This window comes from Kushneria avicenniae (assembly GCF_900112585.1).
Taxonomy (GTDB): domain Bacteria; phylum Pseudomonadota; class Gammaproteobacteria; order Pseudomonadales; family Halomonadaceae; genus Kushneria; species Kushneria avicenniae.
Map to the genome: position 1 here is coordinate 562,393 of NZ_FOLY01000001.1, position 19,145 is coordinate 581,537.

Here is a 19,145-nt window from a genome sequence, read left to right on the forward strand (position 1 = left end):
CATGGGACAGATGTTCGATCACACCACTACGGGGCGGCCGGCATTGTAACCCGAACCGCCCCTGTCCCTCAGCGGGGCTCGCGCGAATCGACCATACGTTCGGCGTGCGTTTTTGTTCTGACTGGCGCTGCCGGTAGCATCCAGCTCAGAATCCAGCGTCGTATACGAACAACGAACTGCTCCTGGAACAGGACACAGAGGATAACCGTCAGCAGCAGATAGACCGGATAGAGCCACACGGAACTCTCACCGGCTGCGGCCAGGCACAGACGCAGATTGTCGGGACACAGCGAGGGCTCGCCCTTCAGGATCTGCTCGCTTCGACTGAAGATCACATAAAGAGGCACGTGCAGGGCAAACATTGGCAGCGAAGCACCGCCCAGGCGACCGGCAAATTTGGTCAATCGTGCACTGTTCGGCGTGGGGATATGAACGCAAAGATAAATCAGCGCCATTTCGGCCGTAAGCAGCAGACCATTATGCAACAGGTAATACCAGGCGCGCCCATGCTCAAGCAGCCAGATCGCCACCAGACAGCACACCACGATATAGAGTACCAGCGCCAGCTTGCCGCGCAGCGCCAGCAGTCTGCCGGCATTTTTCTGCTGCATATAAAAGGCGCACAGCAAAATGCCGGCGATAAATTCTGGCAGTCGAATAATCGGATTGCGGTGCAGAATCCCCGTTTCCGGCATATCAAACGGCGTAAAGGCAATGACCACCAACGGCGGCACCAGATAAACCAGATTGGTGATCAATATGGCCAGCCGGGTCCTTTTGAGCTTCATGAGCCGGGGCGCGATGAAAGGAAAGGTCAGATAAAAGAAAAACAGCGCCGAAATGGACCAGGACGGCGGATTGAACGTCAGATAATAGGGATTCCAGGCGTGAAGCATGAAGACGTTGAGCACGACATTGAACCAGAGCTCGAAGTCGCCCATGGTGTGGCGCAGCGCCTCGGGATTGACAATCCCGGTGTCGTTGTTGACGTCATAAAGCACAAAGCGTAGCGACGTTCCGGCATCCTGCGCTGTCAGTGCCAGATAGCCAACGCCTGCCGATACCGCCATCGCCAGTAGACAGGAACCGATATGGATCGGATAAAGATTGGCAAAGCGCTTGGTCATGAAGCTTCTGGCCGGTTCGCGCATCTCGTGTTGATCGTTGAGATACACATGCGCCAGCAGAAAGCCCGACAGAATGAAAAAGGTACTGGTCGAGAAAAATCCAAGATCCGTGACATAGCCCGACCAGCTTCTGACGGACGGGTAGTTATGCAGGGTATGGAAAATAACGATATAGAGACCGAGAAAGAATCTCAGCCACTCAAGTCCAATAAATCGCTCTTTGGAAGAGGCCATGATATTCACTCAAAGCACTGACGTAAGCAGGGCAAACCCGTCATGCCTTTTGGCAGATGACTGATTGCTGTCGGTTTGGCAAGCAACATACGCAGCTCTTGAGCATGCGTCTACATCGGATGGTCATATTATGTTAACCATCACCGGATATGAAAAACCCCTGCAGGACCGGTTTTTTTGAGCGTCACACAATGGGCGTGATGGGCATCATTATTGGAAACGGGCACACCGTTGGCCGTGGTGTAGCGGATGGCAGCCAGGTCGGTCATTGATTGCGTTTCTGTATGAGCCCCAGCAATAGATAAATCCAAACAATCAATATCCGGATTTTTAATGGCCCTTCTCGATACGAGCCATGGCGAAGATGACATGGACGGCCATCACGCACTGAGATAAAGCCAGCAGAACAAGGTCATGACGCAACGACGCCCGACAGTGCCGGGCGTCGCAGAGAAGGGATTCAGCAGGTTCAGACCTTGCCGTTACCCTTGCCCTTGATCAGGGAAACCAGCCACAGCAGGATTACCGAGCCGATAATCGCCACGACCAGTGAGCCGATAATGTTGTTGGAGCCGATACCCAGCATGCTGAAGATGGCGCCGCCCAGAACGGCACCCACGATACCCACGACGATGTTACCGAGAATACCGAAGCCGCCACCACGCATGATCTTGCCGGCAATCCAGCCTGCCAGACCGCCAATGATCAGCCAAAGAATAATGCTCATGGTCTTCTCCCTGATAACCACCCTGCTTGAATGTTATGCCCTGCCCGGGCCGGGAAGGCTGCCTGTAACGTGCAGCGCTACCTGGAATATAGACGCTGTGTGACAGGTTACCAATCACATTGCTTTCAGGCGGGGTGCCATGCGATTCGCTACAATCGGGTCGTGACTTTGGCAACGATCATGAACAGGGAACAACATGCCGCTATCGCTGCCCGGCTACGCCGGCGACTGGTTCGAACGCAGCCTTGACCGACAGGTACGCCTGGCGGTGACAGGACTGTCCCGGGCCGGCAAGACAGCCTTTCTCACCTCGCTGGTCAACCAGCTGCGCCATGCAGGTCTTGATGCCCGTCTGGACATGATGGGCTGCGCCCGCGAGGGTCGTCTGCTGGGCGCCCAGCGCCAGACCCAGCCGGACCTTTCCGTCCCGCGCTTTCCCTATGACCAGGCGCTGGCCTCTCTTGAGGGCAATCCGCCGGAGTGGCCCTCGCCGACTCGCGGCATCAGCGAGCTTCGCCTGCTCATTCGCTACAAGAGCCGTGCCAATAGCCGCCATTTTCTGGGTGAACAGCGCACGCTGACGCTGGATCTGATCGACTATCCCGGCGAGTGGCTGCTGGATCTGCCCATGCTCCGTCAGAACTATCAGCAGTGGTGTGAGGCGCTTGGTGCCCAGCTGACCGGACGACGGCGCCGTTTTGCCGAACGCTTTCTCGACAGGATCAGCGGACTTGATCCCGCCGCTACCGCCGATGAGCAGCAGCTGGCCGATATCAGCGCCGAATACGCCCGCTCGCTCAATAGTGCCCGCAATGAAGGCGGCTATACCTGGGTTCAGCCGGGACGTTTTCTGCTGCCAGGCGAGCTGGATGGCGCGCCGGTACTGCAGTTTTTCCCGTGGCCGCTGGAACAGCTCGGCGATCCGGCTCGGCTGGCCGAGCTGCCGGCCGACAGCAACTACCAGACACTGGCCCGACGCTTTGAACACTACAAGCGTACCGTGATCGGTCCCTTTTACCGCCAGCACTTTCGCCGCTTTGATCGCCAGATCGTGCTGGTGGATGTACTCTCGGCGCTCAACGCCGGCCCCGACGTTTTCGATGATCTGCGCCACGCCATCGCCACCCTGATGCAGAGCTTTGATTACGGCAACCGCAGTATCCTCTCGCGTTTGTTCAATCCACGTATCGATCGACTGGCGATCGCCGCCACCAAGGCCGATCACGTCACGCCGGAGCAGCACGACAACCTGCTCTCACTGGTGCAGGCGCTGATGGCCGAGCCGCTGCGGGATCTGCGCTATGCCGATATCCCGGTCAAATCACTGTCGCTGGCGGCCATTCGCGCCACTCAGGCCCGCACGGTCGAGCATGAGGGGCAGCGTCATCCGGCGCTCAAGGGGACTACCGAATCAGGTGAGGACGTTTTGATGTTTCCGGGCGAGGTGCCTTCGAAACTACCGGATGCCGACTTCTGGCAGCGACAGGGATTTGATTTCACGGCCTTCAAACCGGCCCGCCAGGGTCAGGGAGAAGCCCTGCCCCACATTCGCATGGACAGCGCACTGGACTGGCTACTGGGAGACAAGCTGCGATGAATGATCCACGCCCGGGCCGGCGCTTCGATGTTTCCGGTGATGACAAAACGGCCAGAACCTCCGAGGCCCCACCCCTTGAGCAGCGCTTTGTCCCGGTAGACCCAGCGCCCGGCGCACGCTATCAGCTGGACAGCGTACACCATCCACTTGAAGACGAAGCGCCGCCCGAGCAGATCGACAGCGCCCTTGACCATGCGCTGGCCAGACCCAGAAAGCGGCGCTGGGGGCTTTTGAGCGTACTGGCCGGTACGCTGCTCATGGGCGGCGTTCAGGCCGTTGATACCTTCCAGAACGCCTGGTTTGGCGGCGACTGGGTCAGCGGTGCCTGGAGTGTTCTGGGTCTGGGGGTCGTGACGCTGGCCGGCACCTCGCTGACGCGCGAACTCGTGCGCCTCAAACGGCTGCGCCGCCACGCAAGACTGCGTGAAGACATTGATGCCCACATTCTGGACCCCGGTATCGACGGCGAGCACATGCAAAAGCAGTGCGATCGTCTGCGTACTCAGATGGGTCTGGGCCATCGCGACCCGCACTGGCAGGACTTCCTTCGGGCCCGCCAGGACCATCATGATGCTCGCGAAACCCGGGATCTCTTCAGCCACTACGTGCTGGCACCGCGCGATGCCAGCGCTCGGCGCCTGATTACCCGCATGTCGAGCGAAACGGCTCTACTGGTGGCTGTCAGCCCCGTGACGCTGATCGACATGGGGCTGATGGCCTGGCGCAATCTGCGCATGATCGACCGGCTGGCCGCGCTGTACGGTCTGGAGCTCGGCTATGCCAGCCGCCTGCGTCTGTTCAGGGCCGTGCTGGCCAACATGGCGTTTGCCGGTGCCAGTGAAATTGCCACTGATGTGAGCATGGACCTGCTGTCGATGAACCTGGCCGGGCGTCTTTCCAGCCGTGCCGGCCAGGGCATGGCCAGCGGGCTGCTCACTGCACGCCTTGGCATTCGCACGCTCAGAATGCTGCGCCCGCTGCCGTTCGAGGATGACCGTGCACCGAAGCTTTCAGACCTGCGCCGCCAGCTCTGGCAGCAGATGAAACGCGTCGATGACGGCAAGGCCAGCAATAAAAAGGCCGACGACGCTTGAGAGCGCCGTCGGCACGATACCCGCGTTTTCCCCGTTTACAGGCTACAGGGCAAACAGCTCGCGCAGTTTCACCGCCACGCCGGCTTCGGTGTGCGCCCTGATCAGCTCGGCTGCCGGCGCACGTGTCAAAAGCTCGGGATGGGCGTTGCCCATCGCAAAGGCACGGCCGGCATTTTGCAGCATGTCGGTATCGTTGAGGTTATCGCCGAACGCCACGGTGCGTGAGATCGGGATATCAAGCTGTGCGGCCAGCCGGTTGAGCATCTGCCCCTTGGAAGCCTCCCGCTCCATGACCTCCAGCGAGTTCTCGAGCGAATAGGTAATGTGGGTGCGATCCTCGAAATGGGCGCGGATACGCGTTTCGATCGCCTTGAGAAGCCCGGCATCGCCGATAAAGAGCACCTTGCCGACCTGGTGGCCGTCTACACCGGCCATGTCGACCACGTCGTAGGTAAACCCGGTGCTTTCATGAAAGGCCAGCAGCATCGGCTCGGGCGCATCGATCAGCCAGCGGTCGCTGGTATAGAGATTGATGCGAATCTCGTCGGGCACATCCATCTCCAGCAGCGCGCGCACAATGTCCTGCGGCACCAGAATCTCGTGGATCAATTGATCGTCCGGCCCGTGGAGATGCGCGCCGTTGGCCGAAATAATGTGCGCGTTGACGCCAAGCTGGCGCCTGATCTCGCGAATGTCCTGATAGTGACGCCCCGAGGCGATGGCCAGCATATGGCCCTGACGCTCGAGCGTCTGAAAGGTGTCAACGGTGATGTCATCAAGGCCATGATCGGCGTTGAGCAGCGTTCGATCCAGATCGGTCACGATCAGATGGGGCGTCATGCAATCTCCTGGGTGCAGTAAAATCCGACATGGCAGACGCTCATTGTAGCGTCCGGTATTGATCTGCTGATGTGTCCGGTTCGCCTGCCAGCCACAGCGCCCCTTCAACGCTGCTGCCCTGCGCCGGGACAAGATGCGCGTCAAGCCATCGGGGCACGCGCGTTTCCAGCTCGCGGGCCAGTCCGCCACACAGGGCCAGCGGTAGCGTCCGGCACGGGTCCAGCGCCTGATACATCAGGGCGATGTCTTCGCCGGCCTGCTGCAGCAGCGCCTGCGCCACGGGATGGTCAGCGTGCTGAAGGATCACGGGCGCCAGCGCGGCAAACCGGGTCTGATCCGCGCTGGAGAGCCAATAAGTCAGGGTCGCGATACAGGTCACTGGCGCAGTGACCTGCGATGACATCGCCTCGCACAGCGCGCGGGAAAAATCATCCGGTGCCGCACGTCCATCCAGAGCGTGCTGGGCATGGCGACTGGCCCGAAGCCCCAGCCAGGCACCACTGGCCTCGTCCCCCGATGGAAAGCCGTAGCCACCCACGCTGACACGCCGGCCATCCTCGTGCAGCGCCTCCGCCACGCTGCCGGTGCCCAGTGCCACAATCGCACCCGGCCTCCCCCGATGGGCCCCCACCAGCGTGGTAAAGGCATCACTTTCCAGCCTCAGGCCCGCCAGTGGCGGCGCGTTTTGCAAAAATGCCTCTCGCCATGCCCACTGGTTGGCACCGGCCAGCCCCAGCGCCAGCCGACACTGACGGATGGGCAGATGGGTGCCCAACGCCTGCTGCGCCTGCTCCAGAAGCTCAATAATCGTGCGCCAGGCCCGCGTTATGCCAAGCCCCAGTCCCGAGGGACCGCCCGTGACGTCAACGCAGCGACCGCACCACTGCGCCCTCATCCGGGTGCCGCTGCCGCCGCCGTCCACACCCACCAGCAGAATATTCTCAGCGGTCATCGCGTTGAATCTCTCCCGAGAGCTGCTGCGCTACGACCCAGGCCTGCTCGCCCAGCACCAGATGCAGACAGTGCTCATTGAGGCGCTGCACGCCCGCGGCGCCCAGCGATGATAGCGCAGCGTCATCGATGCGTGAGGCATCGTCGATTTCAAGACGCACGCGCGACAGTGCCACCAGCTCACTGCGGCGAAGGTTGTTCACGCCGCCCAGTGCTTCAAGCCAGTGAGAAAGATCCAACGCTTGCAGGGCACTCGATGGCGGCATGTCCTGTTCGACCGATGGCGCCATGGACCGGGCGGTGTCCGGCACCTCTATCGATTGACCCCGCGCTTTCAACGCCGTGCGGATATCTTCCGCCACCCCGTCGGCGATCGGTCCCATCACGACCTGCAGATGCCCGCCCTTGAGCCTGAGCACGCCGCGAGCGCCAAGCCCCTTGAGCGCTGCCTCATCGATTTTCTCGACCTCCTGAACCACCAGGCGAAGCCGCGTAGTGCAGGCGCCGACCGAGGTCAGATTGCCGCCGCCGCCCAGCGCGGTCACGAAAGCCGGCCCGCGCGCGTGCACTTCCCCGTCATCGTCTTTGGCCGGCGCCTGGAACACATCTTCACGCCCCGGCGTTTTCAGATCAAAACGCACGATCGCCCAGCGAAAGATCATGTAGTACAACGCCGCATACAAAAGCCCGACCGGAATCAACAGCCAGCCGCGACTGGAAAGTCCATAAGAGAGCAGATAGTCAAAGGTGCCCGCCGAAAAGGTAAAGCCCAGCTTGACGCCCAGCCAGCTCATCAGCGCCATCGACACGCCGGTCAAAAGTGCATGTACGGCATAAAGTGCGGGCGCGAGAAAGATAAAGGTGAATTCCAGCGGCTCGGTAATACCGGTCAGAAAGGCGGTCAGCGCCAGCGAGAAAAGCATGCCCCCCACCCGGGCGCGCTGATCCTTCGCCGCGGTGTGATACATCGCCAGCGCCGCGGCCGGCAGCCCGAACATCATCACCGGAAAGAAGCCGGTCATGAAGCTGCCAGCATTTGGATCACCGGCAAAGAACCGGTGCAGATCGCCGGTGGCGCCGTCATAGCTGCCAAAGACAAACCACACCAGCGAGTTGAGCACGTGATGCAGTCCGGTCACGATCAGCAGACGATTGAGCGTGCCGTAGACGAAAAGCCCCAGCTCACCGGAGTCGATCATCCATTGCCCGCTTTGATCGATGGCGGCCTGCACGGGCGGCCAGACCCAGCCAAGCAGCCACCCCAGTGCCAGCGCGGTCAGGCCGGTCACGATGGGGATAAAGCGTCGCCCGGCAAAAAAGGCCAGATAATCAGGCAGGGCAATGTTCTTGCAGCGGTTGTACCAGAGCCCGGCCACCACGCCTGCGATGATGCCGGCCAGCACGCCCATGTTGATGTCGGGATTGAGTGCCTCGAGTACTGCCGTGATCACCAGATAGCCGATCGCCCCTGCCAGTCCCGCGGCCCCGTTGCTGTCATCGGCGATACCCACGCCCACCCCGATGGCAAAGATCAGCGGCAGATTTTCGAAAATGGCATTGCCGGCCTGAGCGATGAAGGCAATGTCCAGCAGATCAGGCTGGCCCATGCGCAGCAGCAGTCCGGCAATGGGCAATACCGCAATGGGCAGCATGAGGGAACGCCCCAGCTGCTGAAGGGCGCCCATGGGATCAAATCGCATCGCGTGATGCTCCCGCATCGGTGGTGGTTGATGTCAGAACGTGCTCGCCCAGCCACTGCTCAAGACGCTGGCGCAGTGTGATGCTGTCGAGGGGCTCATCCAGCCAGTCACGCAGCGCACGCGAGAGCGCGGCGCGGTCGAGACGTCGAATACCGGCCTTGACGGCAGCCACCCGTGCCGGCTCGACCGACAGCTCATCCACACCAAGCGCCACCAGCGCCGCCCACGCCTGTGGATCGCCTGCCGCAGCGCCGCAGACGCCGACCGGGCACCGGTGCATTGCGGCGCCCTTGACAGTCATGTCGATCAGGCGCAGTACGGCCGGATGCAGCACATCGGCACGTCCGGCCAGGTCCGGGTCCTCGCGATCCATCGCCAGGGTGTACTGCGTCAGATCATTGGTGCCGATGGAGAGGAAGTCCGCCACCTGCGCGAGCTGATCGGCACACAGCGCGGCGGCCGGCACCTCGATCATGGCGCCCAGTGCAGGCCGGCCTTCAAGGTTCATCTCTTGTGCCAGAACCTCGAGACGCTCGCGCACGGCCACCAGTTCTGCAGCCTCGGTGACCATGGGGAGCATGATGCCCAGACGATCCAGCGGCCTGACGCTCAGTAGCGCGCGCAGCTGAACGTCCAGCAGTGGCTGATGACGCGTCATCAGACGGATACCACGCGTGCCCAGCGCCGGATTGGGTACCGGCGGCAGCGAGAGGTAATCGAGCTGCTTGTCGGCACCGATATCCAGTGTACGAATGATGACCGGATGAGCCCCCATGCCATCGAGCGCCTGCTGATAGATGTCACGCTGTGCCTGTTCGTCCGGCGCCCGAGACTGCGCCATGAACAAAAACTCACTGCGCATCAGTCCGATACCGTCGGCTCCTGCCTCATGGGCGACCCTGGCCTCTTCGTGTCCGGTGACATTGGCGCAGACCTCGATCAGCGCGGCGTCGAGGGTGCGTGCCGGCTCGTGCGCCACCTGCCGCTCGGCCCTGGCGCGCGCCCGGTCCTGCTCGATCTGCTCGCGCGCCTTTTCCAGCTCGTCCAGTGTGGGCTGGAAGACCAGTACGGCCTTTTGGGCATCCAGAATAACGCTCTCCCCGGCATGACGGGCCACGACCTCGAGCACCTGCGGCCCCATGGCCGCCAGACAGGGCAGGCCCCTTGCGCGGGCCAGAAGCGCCACATGCGAGGTCGTACCGCCACCGGCCAGACAGAGCCCGGCCGGTGCTGCGCGGTCCAGCGCCAGAAATTGTGAGGGCGTGATCTCGTCAGAGACCACGATGGCGCCCGGTGTCATTTCGATCTGACCGGCGGCCACCGCAGCCTCCGGCGCCAGCAGCGCTATCAGGCGCTCCTGCAGATCTCGCAGGTCATCAGCGCGCGCAGCCAGCAACCGACTCTCACTGCGGCGCAGCTCACTGATGCGACCTTCCAGCACTTCACGCCAGGCGAAGGCGGCACTGCGTCCGGACTGAATATGGGCCAGACTCTCCTCCCGCAGGGCCGGATCATCCAGCCACGCCTGATGGGCCTCCAGAATATCGGCCTCGGCGCTGCGCCCCTCGGTACGTGCCCGCTCAATGTCGCTGATCAGCGTGTCGTCGAGAGTGCCGATCGCCGCCGTCAGCGCTCGCTTGGCGTCCTCGGCACTCTCCTCACGATCCGGGCTGATCTCGATGCGCGCTCGCGCCAGACGTACCAGCGGGCCCACGGCCAGACCCGGGCTGGCCGTCAGACCGTGACAGGTCGTGTCATCTCCCGACGGCACGACCGTCGAGGTGTCGTCAGCCAACGCCGCATGCCCCGGATCGAGCTCGGTGGCTTCCGGCGTGGTCAAAAGCGCGACGGCCTCCTCAAGCGCGGACGCCGCATGGTTACCGCAAGCGATGATTTCCAGCGTATCGCCCTGGCGCAGGGAAAGGCCCATCAGTGCGGTCAGGCTGGTGGCATCGGCCTGCTGCACGTCATGCTCGAGCAGCAGGGTGCAGTCATGGCGTCGGGCGATGGCGCGCAGACGCGCGGCCGGACGAGCGTGCAGCCCCGCCGCCAGCGCCAGTGTGACGAGCTCCCGACATTCGTTGTTGCCGCCCTCTTTCACGGTCGATGACACCATCGATGTGGCCACCAGCGCCATCAGCGGGGCACCGCGCGCGATGACACTGCCAGGGGCGGCATTTCCAGGCTCACAGCGCCACTGATCGCTGCTGGTCACGACCAGCGGCGTAATCAGGCTCAGCGCTCGACAGGCCAGCAGGTCTGCGTCGAAGTCCCACAACAGGTCGCCCTGACTGACGCGATCGCCCGGCGCCACGTGAACATTGATGCCCTCGCCTTCCAGATCCACGGTATCCAGTCCCAGATGAATCAGAAGCTCACAGCCCCGGTCGGTTCGAAGCGTCAGGGCGTGCTGTGTGCGTGCCAGATGCACGATGTCGCCGTCACAGGGCGAAAAGAGCTGTGCCTCCAGCGGCTCGAGCGCCATGCCCGGGCCCATGGTCTGCTGGGCAAAGACCGGATCGGGCACCTGCTCCAGCGGTACGACGACCGCCTTCAGAGGCGCATAAAGAGGCGTGACAGCCGGCCTCGAATGATCAGTGTCGGGCATGAGAGAGTCCTTTTGTCGTTGTCATGGCGTCATGGCCGCCCTGTCGGAAAGCAGGCAAACGCACGGCTAGCGCGTCTGCGTCACCTTGTTGAGAAATTCGGGGCGATCGGGATCATGCCCTGTCGCGCGCGACAGCGCCTCGATCATCAGATAAAAGCTCTGAATGGCACAAAGCGGCGCCAGTGCCTCGTGCGGCGCATCGGCAATGGTGAGATCCCGCGAGGCCACCGCGGCATCGGCCGCCAGCAGCACCCGGGCGCCTCGTTCGCGAAAGGTATCTGCCAGCTCGACCAGCCCCTTCTGGGCGCTGCCCTGTGGCGCCAGAATCAGCACCGGATAGCCGCGCCCTACCAGTGCCATCGGCCCGTGCTGCACCTCGGCGCCGCTGAAGGCTTCTGCCTGAATGAGGCAGGTTTCCTTGAACTTGAGCGCGGCTTCCTGAGCAATGGGCAGGCCAGCCCCGCGACCGATGACCATCAGACGGTCGACCTCCTGAAAGGCTTCGACACCCCGAGCCCAGTCGAATTGACAGGCCTGCGTCAGCGCTTCAGGCAGCGCGGCAAGCCCTTCCAGCAGGGCAGGGTCCTGCTGCCAGTGCGCCATCAGCGAGGCGCTGGCCGACAGCGTTGCCAGAAAGCTTTTGGTGGCGGCCACACTTGTTTCTTCACCGGCCTGCAGATCAATGACGTGATCGGCGCCCCGGGACAGCGGTGAGTCCACGGCGTTGACCATGGCCAGACTCAGGGCCCCACCCGCCTTGAGGGCCTTTTGCGCTTCGACAAGATCAGGACTGCGCCCGGACTGCGAGACGGCCAGCGCCAGGGTGTTGTCGAGTTGCCAGGTCGTGTCATCAAGCGTGCACAGCGACAGCGGCAGCGACGCACAGGGCCGGCCGGTCATCTGCATCATCAGTCGGGCGAAATAGCCGGCGGCGTGGTCAGAGCTGCCGCGCGCCACGGTCATGGCGGCTTGAGGCGAGCGCTGGCGCAGCACCTCACCCAGCTGCGCCATGGTGTCGCGATTGGCGCGCCACTGCTCGCCGATTCGCTGCGGCGCACTCAGCGCCTCGTCTCGCATCAGGGACATGATCGCTCTCCCGGGTCAGGATCGAAAAGAAAAAGCACCAACGTGCAGGTCACTCGAGCACCTCATGCCCGCTGACCCACACCTGCTGGACGTCGAGATTCGCATCGAGCGTGACGATATCGGCCCGGTGACCCGTGGCCAGTACACCTCGATCGCTCAACCCCAGATAGCGAGCCGGCCACAGCGACAGGCGTTGGGAGGCTTCGGCCAGCGTCAGCCCCAGCCCGGTCAGATTACGCAGCGCCACATCCATGGTCAGGGCGCTGCCGGCCAGCCCGCCATCGGCCAGACGAACGCTGTCGCCACGCTTGAAGACCCGATGCTCACCCAGGCGGTACTCTCCGTCGGGCATGCCGGCCGCCGCCGTGGCATCGGTGACCACATACAGATGCGGTATGGCGCGGCGCGCGGCCAGCACGGCACCGGGCTCGACGTGAATCAGATCGCCGATCAATTCGGCATAATCGGCATGGGCCAGCGCCGCACCCACGACGCCCGGCGAGCGGTGATACAGCCCGCCCATGGCGTTATACAGATGGGTAAAACCTTTCGCGCCAAGGCCAAGCGCTTCAACACACTGATCATGCGTGGCGGCGGTGTGCCCCAGCTGTACCCTGACGCCGCGCGCGGCAAGCGCTTCTATCAGAGCCATGTGGCCCTCGATTTCCGGGGCAATGGTGATCACACGAATGGGCGCCAGCGCGTCGAGCTCGTCAAACGCTTCAAGGGTTCCGGGGCGAGCATGGGGTGGCTGCGCCCCCAGCATCTCCGGGCTGATAAAGGGACCCTCGAGATGAATCCCCAGGATATCGGCGGCCTTATCGAGCGGTGCAGCCATGACCTGTCCGGCATCGCGAAAGGCATCGATCAGGGCCTCGCGCGAGGCCGTCATGCTGGTACCCAGCAGACTGGTGGTCCCAAAGCGTGCGTGCGTACGGGCCAGTACGGCCAGCGACTGCCCGCCTTCCATGAAATCGGCTCCGCCGCCGCCATGAACGTGCAGGTCAATAAAGCCGGGAATGATCCGCGGCGCATCGTTGTCCTCGGGATCCACCGGCGTGCCGCTGATGCCGGCAATTCGGCCCTGCCGAAAGGTCAGTTCGCCCCTGAACCACCCCTCCGGCGTCAATATATTGCCTTCAAGTATCATCGCCCGCTTCCCTGTCTAGTCATGCGTGTCCCGCATCGTTCATCGCTGGCGTACCCTGATTGATATCCACGCACGACACCCCAACTCAACAGGGACGTATCTTCAGTGCTGCACTGCCTTCAAACAAGGTCTCCAGACAAGAGGTCTCCATCATGACCACATTGATTATTGGCGCCAACGGCAAGATTGGCCGCCGCCTTTGCGAACAGGCCGCTCACCGCGGTCATTCCGTGCGTGCCATGGTGCGCGACGAACAACAAAAAGCCTTCTTTGACTCGATCGGCGTCGACACCGTCAAGGCCGATCTGACCGGGGACATGGCCCACGCCTTCGAAGGCTGCGATCAGGTGGTCTTTACCGCCGGTTCCGGCGCGGCCACCGGGCTGGATCATACTCTGATGGTGGATCTCAACGGTGCCATGCGCGCGATCGACTTCGCCCGGGAACACGGCACTCGACGGTTTTTCATGGTCAGCACGCTGCATGTCGACCCGCTCGACGGTCCAGAAAAGCTCAGACCCTATCTGGTCGCCAAGCGTGCCGCAGATGCTTATCTACAGGCCTCCGGCCTTGAGCATGTCATCCTGAGACCGGGCCGACTCAGTGACGAAGCCGGTAGCGGACACATCGAAACCGATCAGAGCCAGGCGGCCACCGGCAATGTCTCGCGAGACAATGTCGCCGCAGCAATTCTGGCTTTGCTCGAGCGCCAGACGAGCGCCCCTGATGAGATCGTTTTGCTTGATGGCGATCATCCCATCGAGCAGTTACTGGGATAATACCACTGCCCCTGTCACCGCCGGGTGGCGGGGGTGCCTCTTTCACCGGCTCGTGTGAGGCCTTATAGTGGGCCCCCGATTCCCCAACCGATTAACGAGATGCTCTCGAACAACAGCCAGCTCGCTCAGCTCAAGCAGCAGATCCGTGAAAAAACGCCCCGTGTGACCGGTGTGATCAAGGCCACCGACAAGGGTTACGGTTTTCTGGAAACCGACGATGGTCAGTCCTTTTTCGTCCCGCCCCCCGCCATGAAGCAGGTACTGCACGGTGACCGTGTCGATGCCGTGCTCAACGAGGAGAAAGAACGCAAGAGCGTTGCCCCAGAGACTCTGGTCGAGGCCGGACTCGAGCGCTTCATCGGTCGTGTCAAAAAGCGTGACGGGCGTCTGTCTGTCGTTCCTGACCATCCCTCCATCAATACGGCGCTGCGGGCCCGCACCCACCGTACCATCGAGGAGGGCTCGCTCAACGAGGGCGACTGGGTCGTCGCACATCTATTGCGTCATCCGCTGCGCGAAAACGATCGTGGTTTCTTCGTTCAGATCGATGACGTGATCGCTACCAGCGCTCATCCGTCGGTCCCCTGGCGTGTCACACTGGCCCGCCACGCACTGGAACAGGCGTCTCCGGAAGCCGGCGACAGCTGGCCCATGCGTGAAGAGGGTCTGGAACGTAGCGACCTGACCGATGTGCCCTTCTTTACCATCGATAACGACTCCACGACCGACATGGACGACGCGCTGAGCGTTGAAATGCTGGAAGACGGTCGTTTCCGCATGAAGGTCGCCATTGCCGATCCCACGGCCTATGTCGAACGCGGCGATGCGGTGGATCGTGAAGCCCGTCAGCGCGCCTTCACCGTTTATCTACCGGGGCAGAACGTGACCATGCTGCCCGAGCCGCTGGCCGATGACCTGTGCTCGCTCAAGCAGGATGAAGACCGCCCGGCGCTGGTATGCACGCTCGAGGTGGATACAGACGGCGTGGTGGGAAACTATCACTTCGAGGCGGCTACCGTACGCTCGAAGGCACGTCTGAACTACGAGCAGGTTTCCGACTATATCGAGGCTATCGACGCTGGAACCACACCGTCCTGGACGCCGACCTTTGATAATGGCGAGGCGCAGCTCAGGGCGCTGGCCGGCCTGACCCGCGCGCGTCAGCAGTGGCGCCAGCAGCATGCGCTGGTATTCGCCGACCGCCCCGACTATGTCTTTCGCCTTGACGAGAGCGGCAACGTCCTCGATATCGTGACGGAGGAGCGTCGCATCGGTCATCGCATGGTCGAAGAGGCCATGATTACCGCCAACGTCTGCTGCGCACAGCTGCTCAGCCAGCACGTCGGTCACGGCATCTTCAATGTCCACCAGGGCATTGCTTCCGAGAAGGCCGAACAGGCGCAGGCGTTTCTGGCCAGCCAGTCGGTCGAGGCGACTCTGGAACAGTTCAATGACATCGCCGAGTGGCGCGCCCTGCGTCATCAGCTTGATGAGCGTCAGGATGCCTGGCTGGATGCGCGTCTGCGCCGCTTCCAGGGCTACAGCGTCATGCAGAGCGAGCCGGGGCCGCACTTCGGCATGGGCCTGCCGGCCTACGCCACCTGGACCTCGCCGATCCGCAAGTACGGTGACATGGTCAACCATCGCCTGATCAAGCAGGTGCTGCGCGGTGATGCCGAGCATGACAAGGCTGCCGACGCCTCGGTGACCGATCACCTGAGCGAACGCCGACGCCTGAATCGCATGGCGGAGCGTGACGTCAAGGACTGGCTCTATGTTCGCCATCTGGCCGGCGCGGTCACCAGTGAAACGGTCTTTGAAGGCGAGATCGTTGATATCCGCCGCGGCGGCCTGCGTGTGCGTCTGCCGGCCAACGGTGCTTCTGCCTTTGTTCCTGCCTCGATGCTGCACACCAGCCGTGACGCCGTCGCCATCGACGACAAGGAAGGCCTGATCACCATCGAGGGTGCGCTGTGCCACCGTCTGGGTGACGTGCTGAATGTCGTGCTGATCGAAGCGCGCGAAGAGACTCGCTCACTGGTGGCTCGCCCTGCCTGACCCCTTCTGCACGCCCTGTTCTTCAGGGCGTGCAGACGTCAACAGCAAGGGGTTACAGTCGGTTACCCGTTACGACGGCAGTCATCAGATTGACACATTATACTAGGGCGCCTGCTGATGACCCGCGCTCTGCAGGAACGGGTTGCTTGATCAAATACGTGCGGTTCGAGGAGGGTTCGGCGTAGTGCATATTGCCGACATGACCATGTTTTATGCGCCATCCAGCGGTGGCGTGCGTACCTATCTCGATGCCAAACGTCGTCGCCTGAACGCTACCGCCAATATCCGGCATACGCTGCTGGTGCCGGGAGAGGATTACACGCATCTGGACGATGACCACCGCGTCAACGTACCGGCAGCGCCCCTGCCCTTCAGCAATGGCTACCGCTTTCCGCTGACACGTGGACCGTGGCGCCGTGCGCTGCGCGATGTGCGGCCGGATCTGGTCGAGGCAGGGGATCCCTATACGGTGGGCTGGGCTGCCATTGCCGGCGCCCGCGAACTCGATATCCCGCTGGTGGCCTTTTATCACTCCGATCTGCCGACCATGATCAGCAACCGGCTCGGGGCCTGGTCGCGGCCGGTGATCAATACCTATATCCAGCGGCTTTACGCGCACTATGATCGGGTGCTGGCCCCCAGCAATGTCATGGCGCAGCGCCTTGAAAGGCTTGGCATCCAGCACGTACGCGTTCAGCCACTGGGTGTGGATCTAAAGACCTTTCATCCTTCCCTGCGTGATGACAGCGTCAGAACCGAGCTGGGCCTTTCCGAAGAGACCCGGCTACTGGTCTTTGCCGGACGCGGCTCGCAGGAAAAGAATCTGCATATCCTGCTGGAAGCCATGCAGAAGCTGTCGCATCAGAGTTGCCCGCCCTGTCATCTGCTGCTGGTCGGCTCCTCCATGCCAACGCAGGTGCCGGACAATGTCACGGTGATCAACCATTTCTGCCCGACGGCCGAAATTGCTCGCTATTTTGCCAGCAGTGATGCACTGCTGCATGCCGGCACTCAGGAAACCTTTGGCCTGGTCGTGCTCGAGGCCATGGCCTGTGGCATTCCCGTGGTGGCAACCCGCGCCGGCGCGCTGGCAGAGAACGTACCGGAAGGCTGCGGCATGCTGTGTGCACCGCTGGACAGCGATGACATGATGCGAAGCATTCTGGCGCTTTTTGAAAATGACGCCAGAGCAATGGGGCAGCGAGCCCGTGCTCATGTCGAGCGTCATCATGACTGGAATATCGTGGTACAGGGTGTCACCAACCACTATCAGGAGCTGCTGGGGATCAGCACGACAGCAAGGGCGAGCGTACAACATGGCTGACAGGGAATTTGCACTGGTGCTGCATGACATTGCACCGGCCACCTGGCCCGATTATCGCTCCTTTGTCGAGCAGATCGATGGTATGGGCCATATCCCCATGACCTGGCTGGTCGTGCCGGACTTTCATCATCGCAGCAACACGTTTGAGGATGCCGGCATGCTGCGCCTTTTGAACCAGCGCATGGCGCGCGGGGATGAACTGGCACTGCACGGCTTCTATCACTGCGATGACGCCCCGCCGCCTCGCACACCGCGCGACTATTTCATGCGCCGGCTCTATACCTACGAGGGCGAGTTCTACCCTATCGATCATGGTGAGGCGTGTCAGCGTCTGGAGCGCGGGGCCGAACTTTTTCGCCGCCAGGGATGGCCGCTGGATGGCTTCGTGGCACCTGCCTGGCTTCTGGGTGATGGCGCACGCCGCGCCCTGGCTCATCAGGGATTTGTGTATACCAGTGATCCCAATTACCTCTATCGTCTGCCGGACTACACGCCCATCAAAGCGCCCTCGCTGGTCTGGAGCGCGCGCAGCCGCTGGCGTCGCGGCATGTCGTGGCTGGTCAATGAGCGCGCCCGCCGACGTCATCGACACGAGCCGCTGATTCGCCTGGGGCTGCATCCGGTCGACATGCGCCATGAAATATCACGACGCTACTGGATCGATACGGTTCGTCGTCTGCTTGATGAAGGCTATCAGCCCACCACCAAGATCAGCTGGTTGCATCGCCAATCGAGTGCCTCACAGGGTAATATCGCGGCGTCGTGATTCCGGACGGATCGACATCCCGGGCGCCTGCCTCCTCGGACATGAACCATTCCCTGATCAGTTAACGTCATGAAAAGAACACTCTGGCTGCTGGTAGCAGGCCTTTTTGCCGTCCTGGCCATCCCCGTGATGCTGGGTGGCCGCGACCTGCTGCATCTGCTTCCCGGCTTTCCACCGGGCATATTCGCCCTGATGCTGGGCATGGTACTGATATGCTGGCTGCTCAACGGCGCCAAGCTGAGGGTACTACTGGCCGGCCGTGCAGGAGAGATGGGGCTCATGCGCGCCACCGGCACGGTCATGGCCACGGAGTTTGCCATCTGCGCCACGCCCGGCGGCAGCGGCGGTCCGCTGACGCTGATCGCCCTGCTGACCCGGCGCGGCGTTCGCCCGGCGCAGACCACGGCCATCTTTGCAGTGGACCAGATCATCGATCTGCTGTTCTTTTTGTGTTCGATGGTCGCGATGATGATCTATGTCATTACCCGCTCCATCGATGCGCGACTGGGATGGATGCTGGTCATGCCAATGACGCTGCTGTGTCTGGCGCTGCTGGGTGTGGTGCTGATGAGCCGCTATCACCGTAGCGCCCTGATGGTGTCGGGCAGAATTCTCAGCAGAATGAAGGTCAGCCCCAGGCTTCAGCAGACCATGGTTCGTCGCATCCTGATCTTCAAGAAAGCCTTTACCGAAACCCTGCGCCTGCCACCGTCGGCGCTGGCGCTGGCTTTTGGTCTGGGCATTGTGCACTGGATCGTGCGCTACAGCATCTTGTTCGTCACGCTTTACGGGCTGGGGCAGCATCTGGACTGGGCATGGACCTTTCTGGTGCAGATGCTCTCGATGGCGGCCGGTCAATTGACCCTGCTGCCAGGCGGCGCCGGCGGTGCCGAACTCTCCTCATCGGCCCTGCTTGCGCCCATGGTGGGCCAGAGTACCGCAGCAGCGGCCATTCTGATCTGGCGGGCGGTCACCTACTATTTCTATCTGATCGCAGGCGCGCCAATATTCATGCTGATGGCCGGGCGCCCTTTGCTGAAAAAGGTTTTTGAAGGTCGCAAGGCTGAAAAGCCTTCAGACCTTTGATCCTGGGGGTATCCAGGG

16 protein-coding genes are annotated in these 19,145 nt (G+C 62.1%); 7 read left to right on the forward strand and 9 right to left on the reverse strand.

The window, feature by feature from the left end:
• Nucleotides 1-68: 68 nt before the first annotated feature.
• The 3 genes from BM079_RS02675 to BM079_RS02680 all read right to left on the reverse strand — a co-directional run bounded on the left by BM079_RS02675 (nucleotide 69) and on the right by BM079_RS02680 (nucleotide 2,088).
• Entirely contained in the window at nucleotides 69-1,361 is a 1,293-nt protein-coding gene (locus tag BM079_RS02675; protein ID WP_090130818.1) for an acyltransferase family protein, read from the reverse strand.
• 140 nt (nucleotides 1,362-1,501) lie between these two features.
• Entirely contained in the window at nucleotides 1,502-1,732 is a 231-nt protein-coding gene (locus BM079_RS16555) for a hypothetical protein (protein ID WP_139215243.1), read from the reverse strand.
• A 98-nt stretch (nucleotides 1,733-1,830) separates the two neighbouring features.
• The gene (locus BM079_RS02680; RefSeq protein WP_090130525.1) at nucleotides 1,831-2,088 is read right to left on the reverse strand and encodes a GlsB/YeaQ/YmgE family stress response membrane protein; all 258 of its coding nucleotides are present in this window, start codon (nucleotides 2,086-2,088) and stop codon (nucleotides 1,831-1,833) included.
• A 196-nt stretch (nucleotides 2,089-2,284) separates the two neighbouring features.
• Between BM079_RS02680 and BM079_RS02685 the strand changes: the two genes are divergently transcribed.
• Nucleotides 2,285-3,685 (forward strand): YcjX family GTP-binding protein, encoded by a 1,401-nt coding sequence (locus BM079_RS02685; RefSeq protein ID WP_090130526.1) that lies wholly within the window; start codon nucleotides 2,285-2,287, stop codon nucleotides 3,683-3,685.
• Nucleotides 3,682-4,779, forward strand: a complete 1,098-nt coding sequence (locus BM079_RS02690; protein WP_090130527.1) for a YcjF family protein — start codon at nucleotides 3,682-3,684, stop codon at nucleotides 4,777-4,779. The genes BM079_RS02685 and BM079_RS02690 overlap by 4 nt, the downstream gene beginning before the upstream one ends.
• A gap of 42 nt (nucleotides 4,780-4,821) precedes the next feature.
• Here BM079_RS02690 and BM079_RS02695 read toward each other — a convergent pair whose 3' ends face one another.
• From BM079_RS02695 to nagA, 6 genes are all read right to left on the reverse strand, one after another.
• A complete protein-coding gene (locus BM079_RS02695) occupies nucleotides 4,822-5,619 on the reverse strand; it encodes an HAD family hydrolase (protein WP_090130529.1) in 798 nt (265 codons plus the stop codon).
• Between the two features lie 40 nt (nucleotides 5,620-5,659).
• Nucleotides 5,660-6,571, reverse strand: a complete 912-nt coding sequence (locus BM079_RS02700; protein ID WP_090130531.1) for a BadF/BadG/BcrA/BcrD ATPase family protein — start codon at nucleotides 6,569-6,571, stop codon at nucleotides 5,660-5,662.
• The gene (nagE, locus tag BM079_RS02705; protein WP_090130532.1) at nucleotides 6,561-8,270 is read right to left on the reverse strand and encodes an N-acetylglucosamine-specific PTS transporter subunit IIBC; all 1,710 of its coding nucleotides are present in this window, start codon (nucleotides 8,268-8,270) and stop codon (nucleotides 6,561-6,563) included. Before nagE ends, BM079_RS02700 begins: the two co-directional genes overlap by 11 nt.
• Complete coding sequence (gene ptsP / locus BM079_RS02710; RefSeq protein WP_090130534.1) at nucleotides 8,260-10,878, reverse strand: phosphoenolpyruvate--protein phosphotransferase; 2,619 nt, start codon at nucleotides 10,876-10,878, stop codon at nucleotides 8,260-8,262. Before ptsP ends, nagE begins: the two co-directional genes overlap by 11 nt.
• A gap of 66 nt (nucleotides 10,879-10,944) precedes the next feature.
• Nucleotides 10,945-11,964 (reverse strand): SIS domain-containing protein, encoded by a 1,020-nt coding sequence (locus BM079_RS02715; RefSeq protein WP_217639629.1) that lies wholly within the window; start codon nucleotides 11,962-11,964, stop codon nucleotides 10,945-10,947.
• Nucleotides 11,965-12,013: 49 nt separating this feature from the next.
• Nucleotides 12,014-13,114, reverse strand: a complete 1,101-nt coding sequence (nagA, locus tag BM079_RS02720; protein WP_245742795.1) for an N-acetylglucosamine-6-phosphate deacetylase — start codon at nucleotides 13,112-13,114, stop codon at nucleotides 12,014-12,016.
• 152 nt (nucleotides 13,115-13,266) lie between these two features.
• Between nagA and BM079_RS02725 the strand changes: the two genes are divergently transcribed.
• From BM079_RS02725 to BM079_RS02745, 5 genes are all read left to right on the forward strand, one after another.
• A complete protein-coding gene (locus tag BM079_RS02725) occupies nucleotides 13,267-13,893 on the forward strand; it encodes an SDR family oxidoreductase (RefSeq protein ID WP_090130538.1) in 627 nt (208 codons plus the stop codon).
• A gap of 99 nt (nucleotides 13,894-13,992) precedes the next feature.
• Complete coding sequence (locus tag BM079_RS02730) at nucleotides 13,993-15,951, forward strand: exoribonuclease II (protein ID WP_090130540.1); 1,959 nt, start codon at nucleotides 13,993-13,995, stop codon at nucleotides 15,949-15,951.
• Nucleotides 15,952-16,135: 184 nt separating this feature from the next.
• Complete coding sequence (locus tag BM079_RS02735) at nucleotides 16,136-17,275, forward strand: glycosyltransferase family 4 protein (RefSeq protein WP_090130541.1); 1,140 nt, start codon at nucleotides 16,136-16,138, stop codon at nucleotides 17,273-17,275.
• Nucleotides 17,268-18,041: a DUF2334 domain-containing protein gene (locus tag BM079_RS02740; RefSeq protein WP_090130542.1), complete on the forward strand. Its 774-nt coding sequence runs from the start codon at nucleotides 17,268-17,270 to the stop codon at nucleotides 18,039-18,041. The genes BM079_RS02735 and BM079_RS02740 overlap by 8 nt, the downstream gene beginning before the upstream one ends.
• Nucleotides 18,042-18,110: 69 nt before the next feature.
• The gene (locus BM079_RS02745) at nucleotides 18,111-19,127 is read left to right on the forward strand and encodes a lysylphosphatidylglycerol synthase transmembrane domain-containing protein (protein ID WP_090130544.1); all 1,017 of its coding nucleotides are present in this window, start codon (nucleotides 18,111-18,113) and stop codon (nucleotides 19,125-19,127) included.
• Nucleotides 19,128-19,145 lie beyond the last annotated feature (18 nt).

Excerpts from the sequence above, each read along its gene's own strand:
- nagA (WP_245742795.1), bottom strand. The coding sequence starts at position 13,114 with ATGATACTTGAAGGCAATATATTGACGCCGGAGGGGTGGTTCAGGGGC.
- BM079_RS02715 (WP_217639629.1), bottom strand. The coding sequence starts at position 11,964 with ATGTCCCTGATGCGAGACGAGGCGCTGAGTGCGCCGCAGCGAATCGGC.
- BM079_RS02685 (WP_090130526.1), top strand. The coding sequence starts at position 2,285 with ATGCCGCTATCGCTGCCCGGCTACGCCGGCGACTGGTTCGAACGCAGC.
- BM079_RS16555 (WP_139215243.1), bottom strand. The coding sequence starts at position 1,732 with ATGTCATCTTCGCCATGGCTCGTATCGAGAAGGGCCATTAAAAATCCG.
- ptsP (WP_090130534.1), bottom strand. The coding sequence starts at position 10,878 with ATGCCCGACACTGATCATTCGAGGCCGGCTGTCACGCCTCTTTATGCG.
- BM079_RS02700 (WP_090130531.1), bottom strand. The coding sequence starts at position 6,571 with ATGACCGCTGAGAATATTCTGCTGGTGGGTGTGGACGGCGGCGGCAGC.
- BM079_RS02690 (WP_090130527.1), top strand. The coding sequence starts at position 3,682 with ATGAATGATCCACGCCCGGGCCGGCGCTTCGATGTTTCCGGTGATGAC.
- BM079_RS02695 (WP_090130529.1), bottom strand. The coding sequence starts at position 5,619 with ATGACGCCCCATCTGATCGTGACCGATCTGGATCGAACGCTGCTCAAC.
- BM079_RS02725 (WP_090130538.1), top strand. The coding sequence starts at position 13,267 with ATGACCACATTGATTATTGGCGCCAACGGCAAGATTGGCCGCCGCCTT.
- BM079_RS02740 (WP_090130542.1), top strand. The coding sequence starts at position 17,268 with ATGGCTGACAGGGAATTTGCACTGGTGCTGCATGACATTGCACCGGCC.
- BM079_RS02745 (WP_090130544.1), top strand. The coding sequence starts at position 18,111 with ATGAAAAGAACACTCTGGCTGCTGGTAGCAGGCCTTTTTGCCGTCCTG.
- BM079_RS02680 (WP_090130525.1), bottom strand. The coding sequence starts at position 2,088 with ATGAGCATTATTCTTTGGCTGATCATTGGCGGTCTGGCAGGCTGGATT.
- nagE (WP_090130532.1), bottom strand. The coding sequence starts at position 8,270 with ATGCGATTTGATCCCATGGGCGCCCTTCAGCAGCTGGGGCGTTCCCTC.
- BM079_RS02730 (WP_090130540.1), top strand. The coding sequence starts at position 13,993 with ATGCTCTCGAACAACAGCCAGCTCGCTCAGCTCAAGCAGCAGATCCGT.
- BM079_RS02675 (WP_090130818.1), bottom strand. The coding sequence starts at position 1,361 with ATGGCCTCTTCCAAAGAGCGATTTATTGGACTTGAGTGGCTGAGATTC.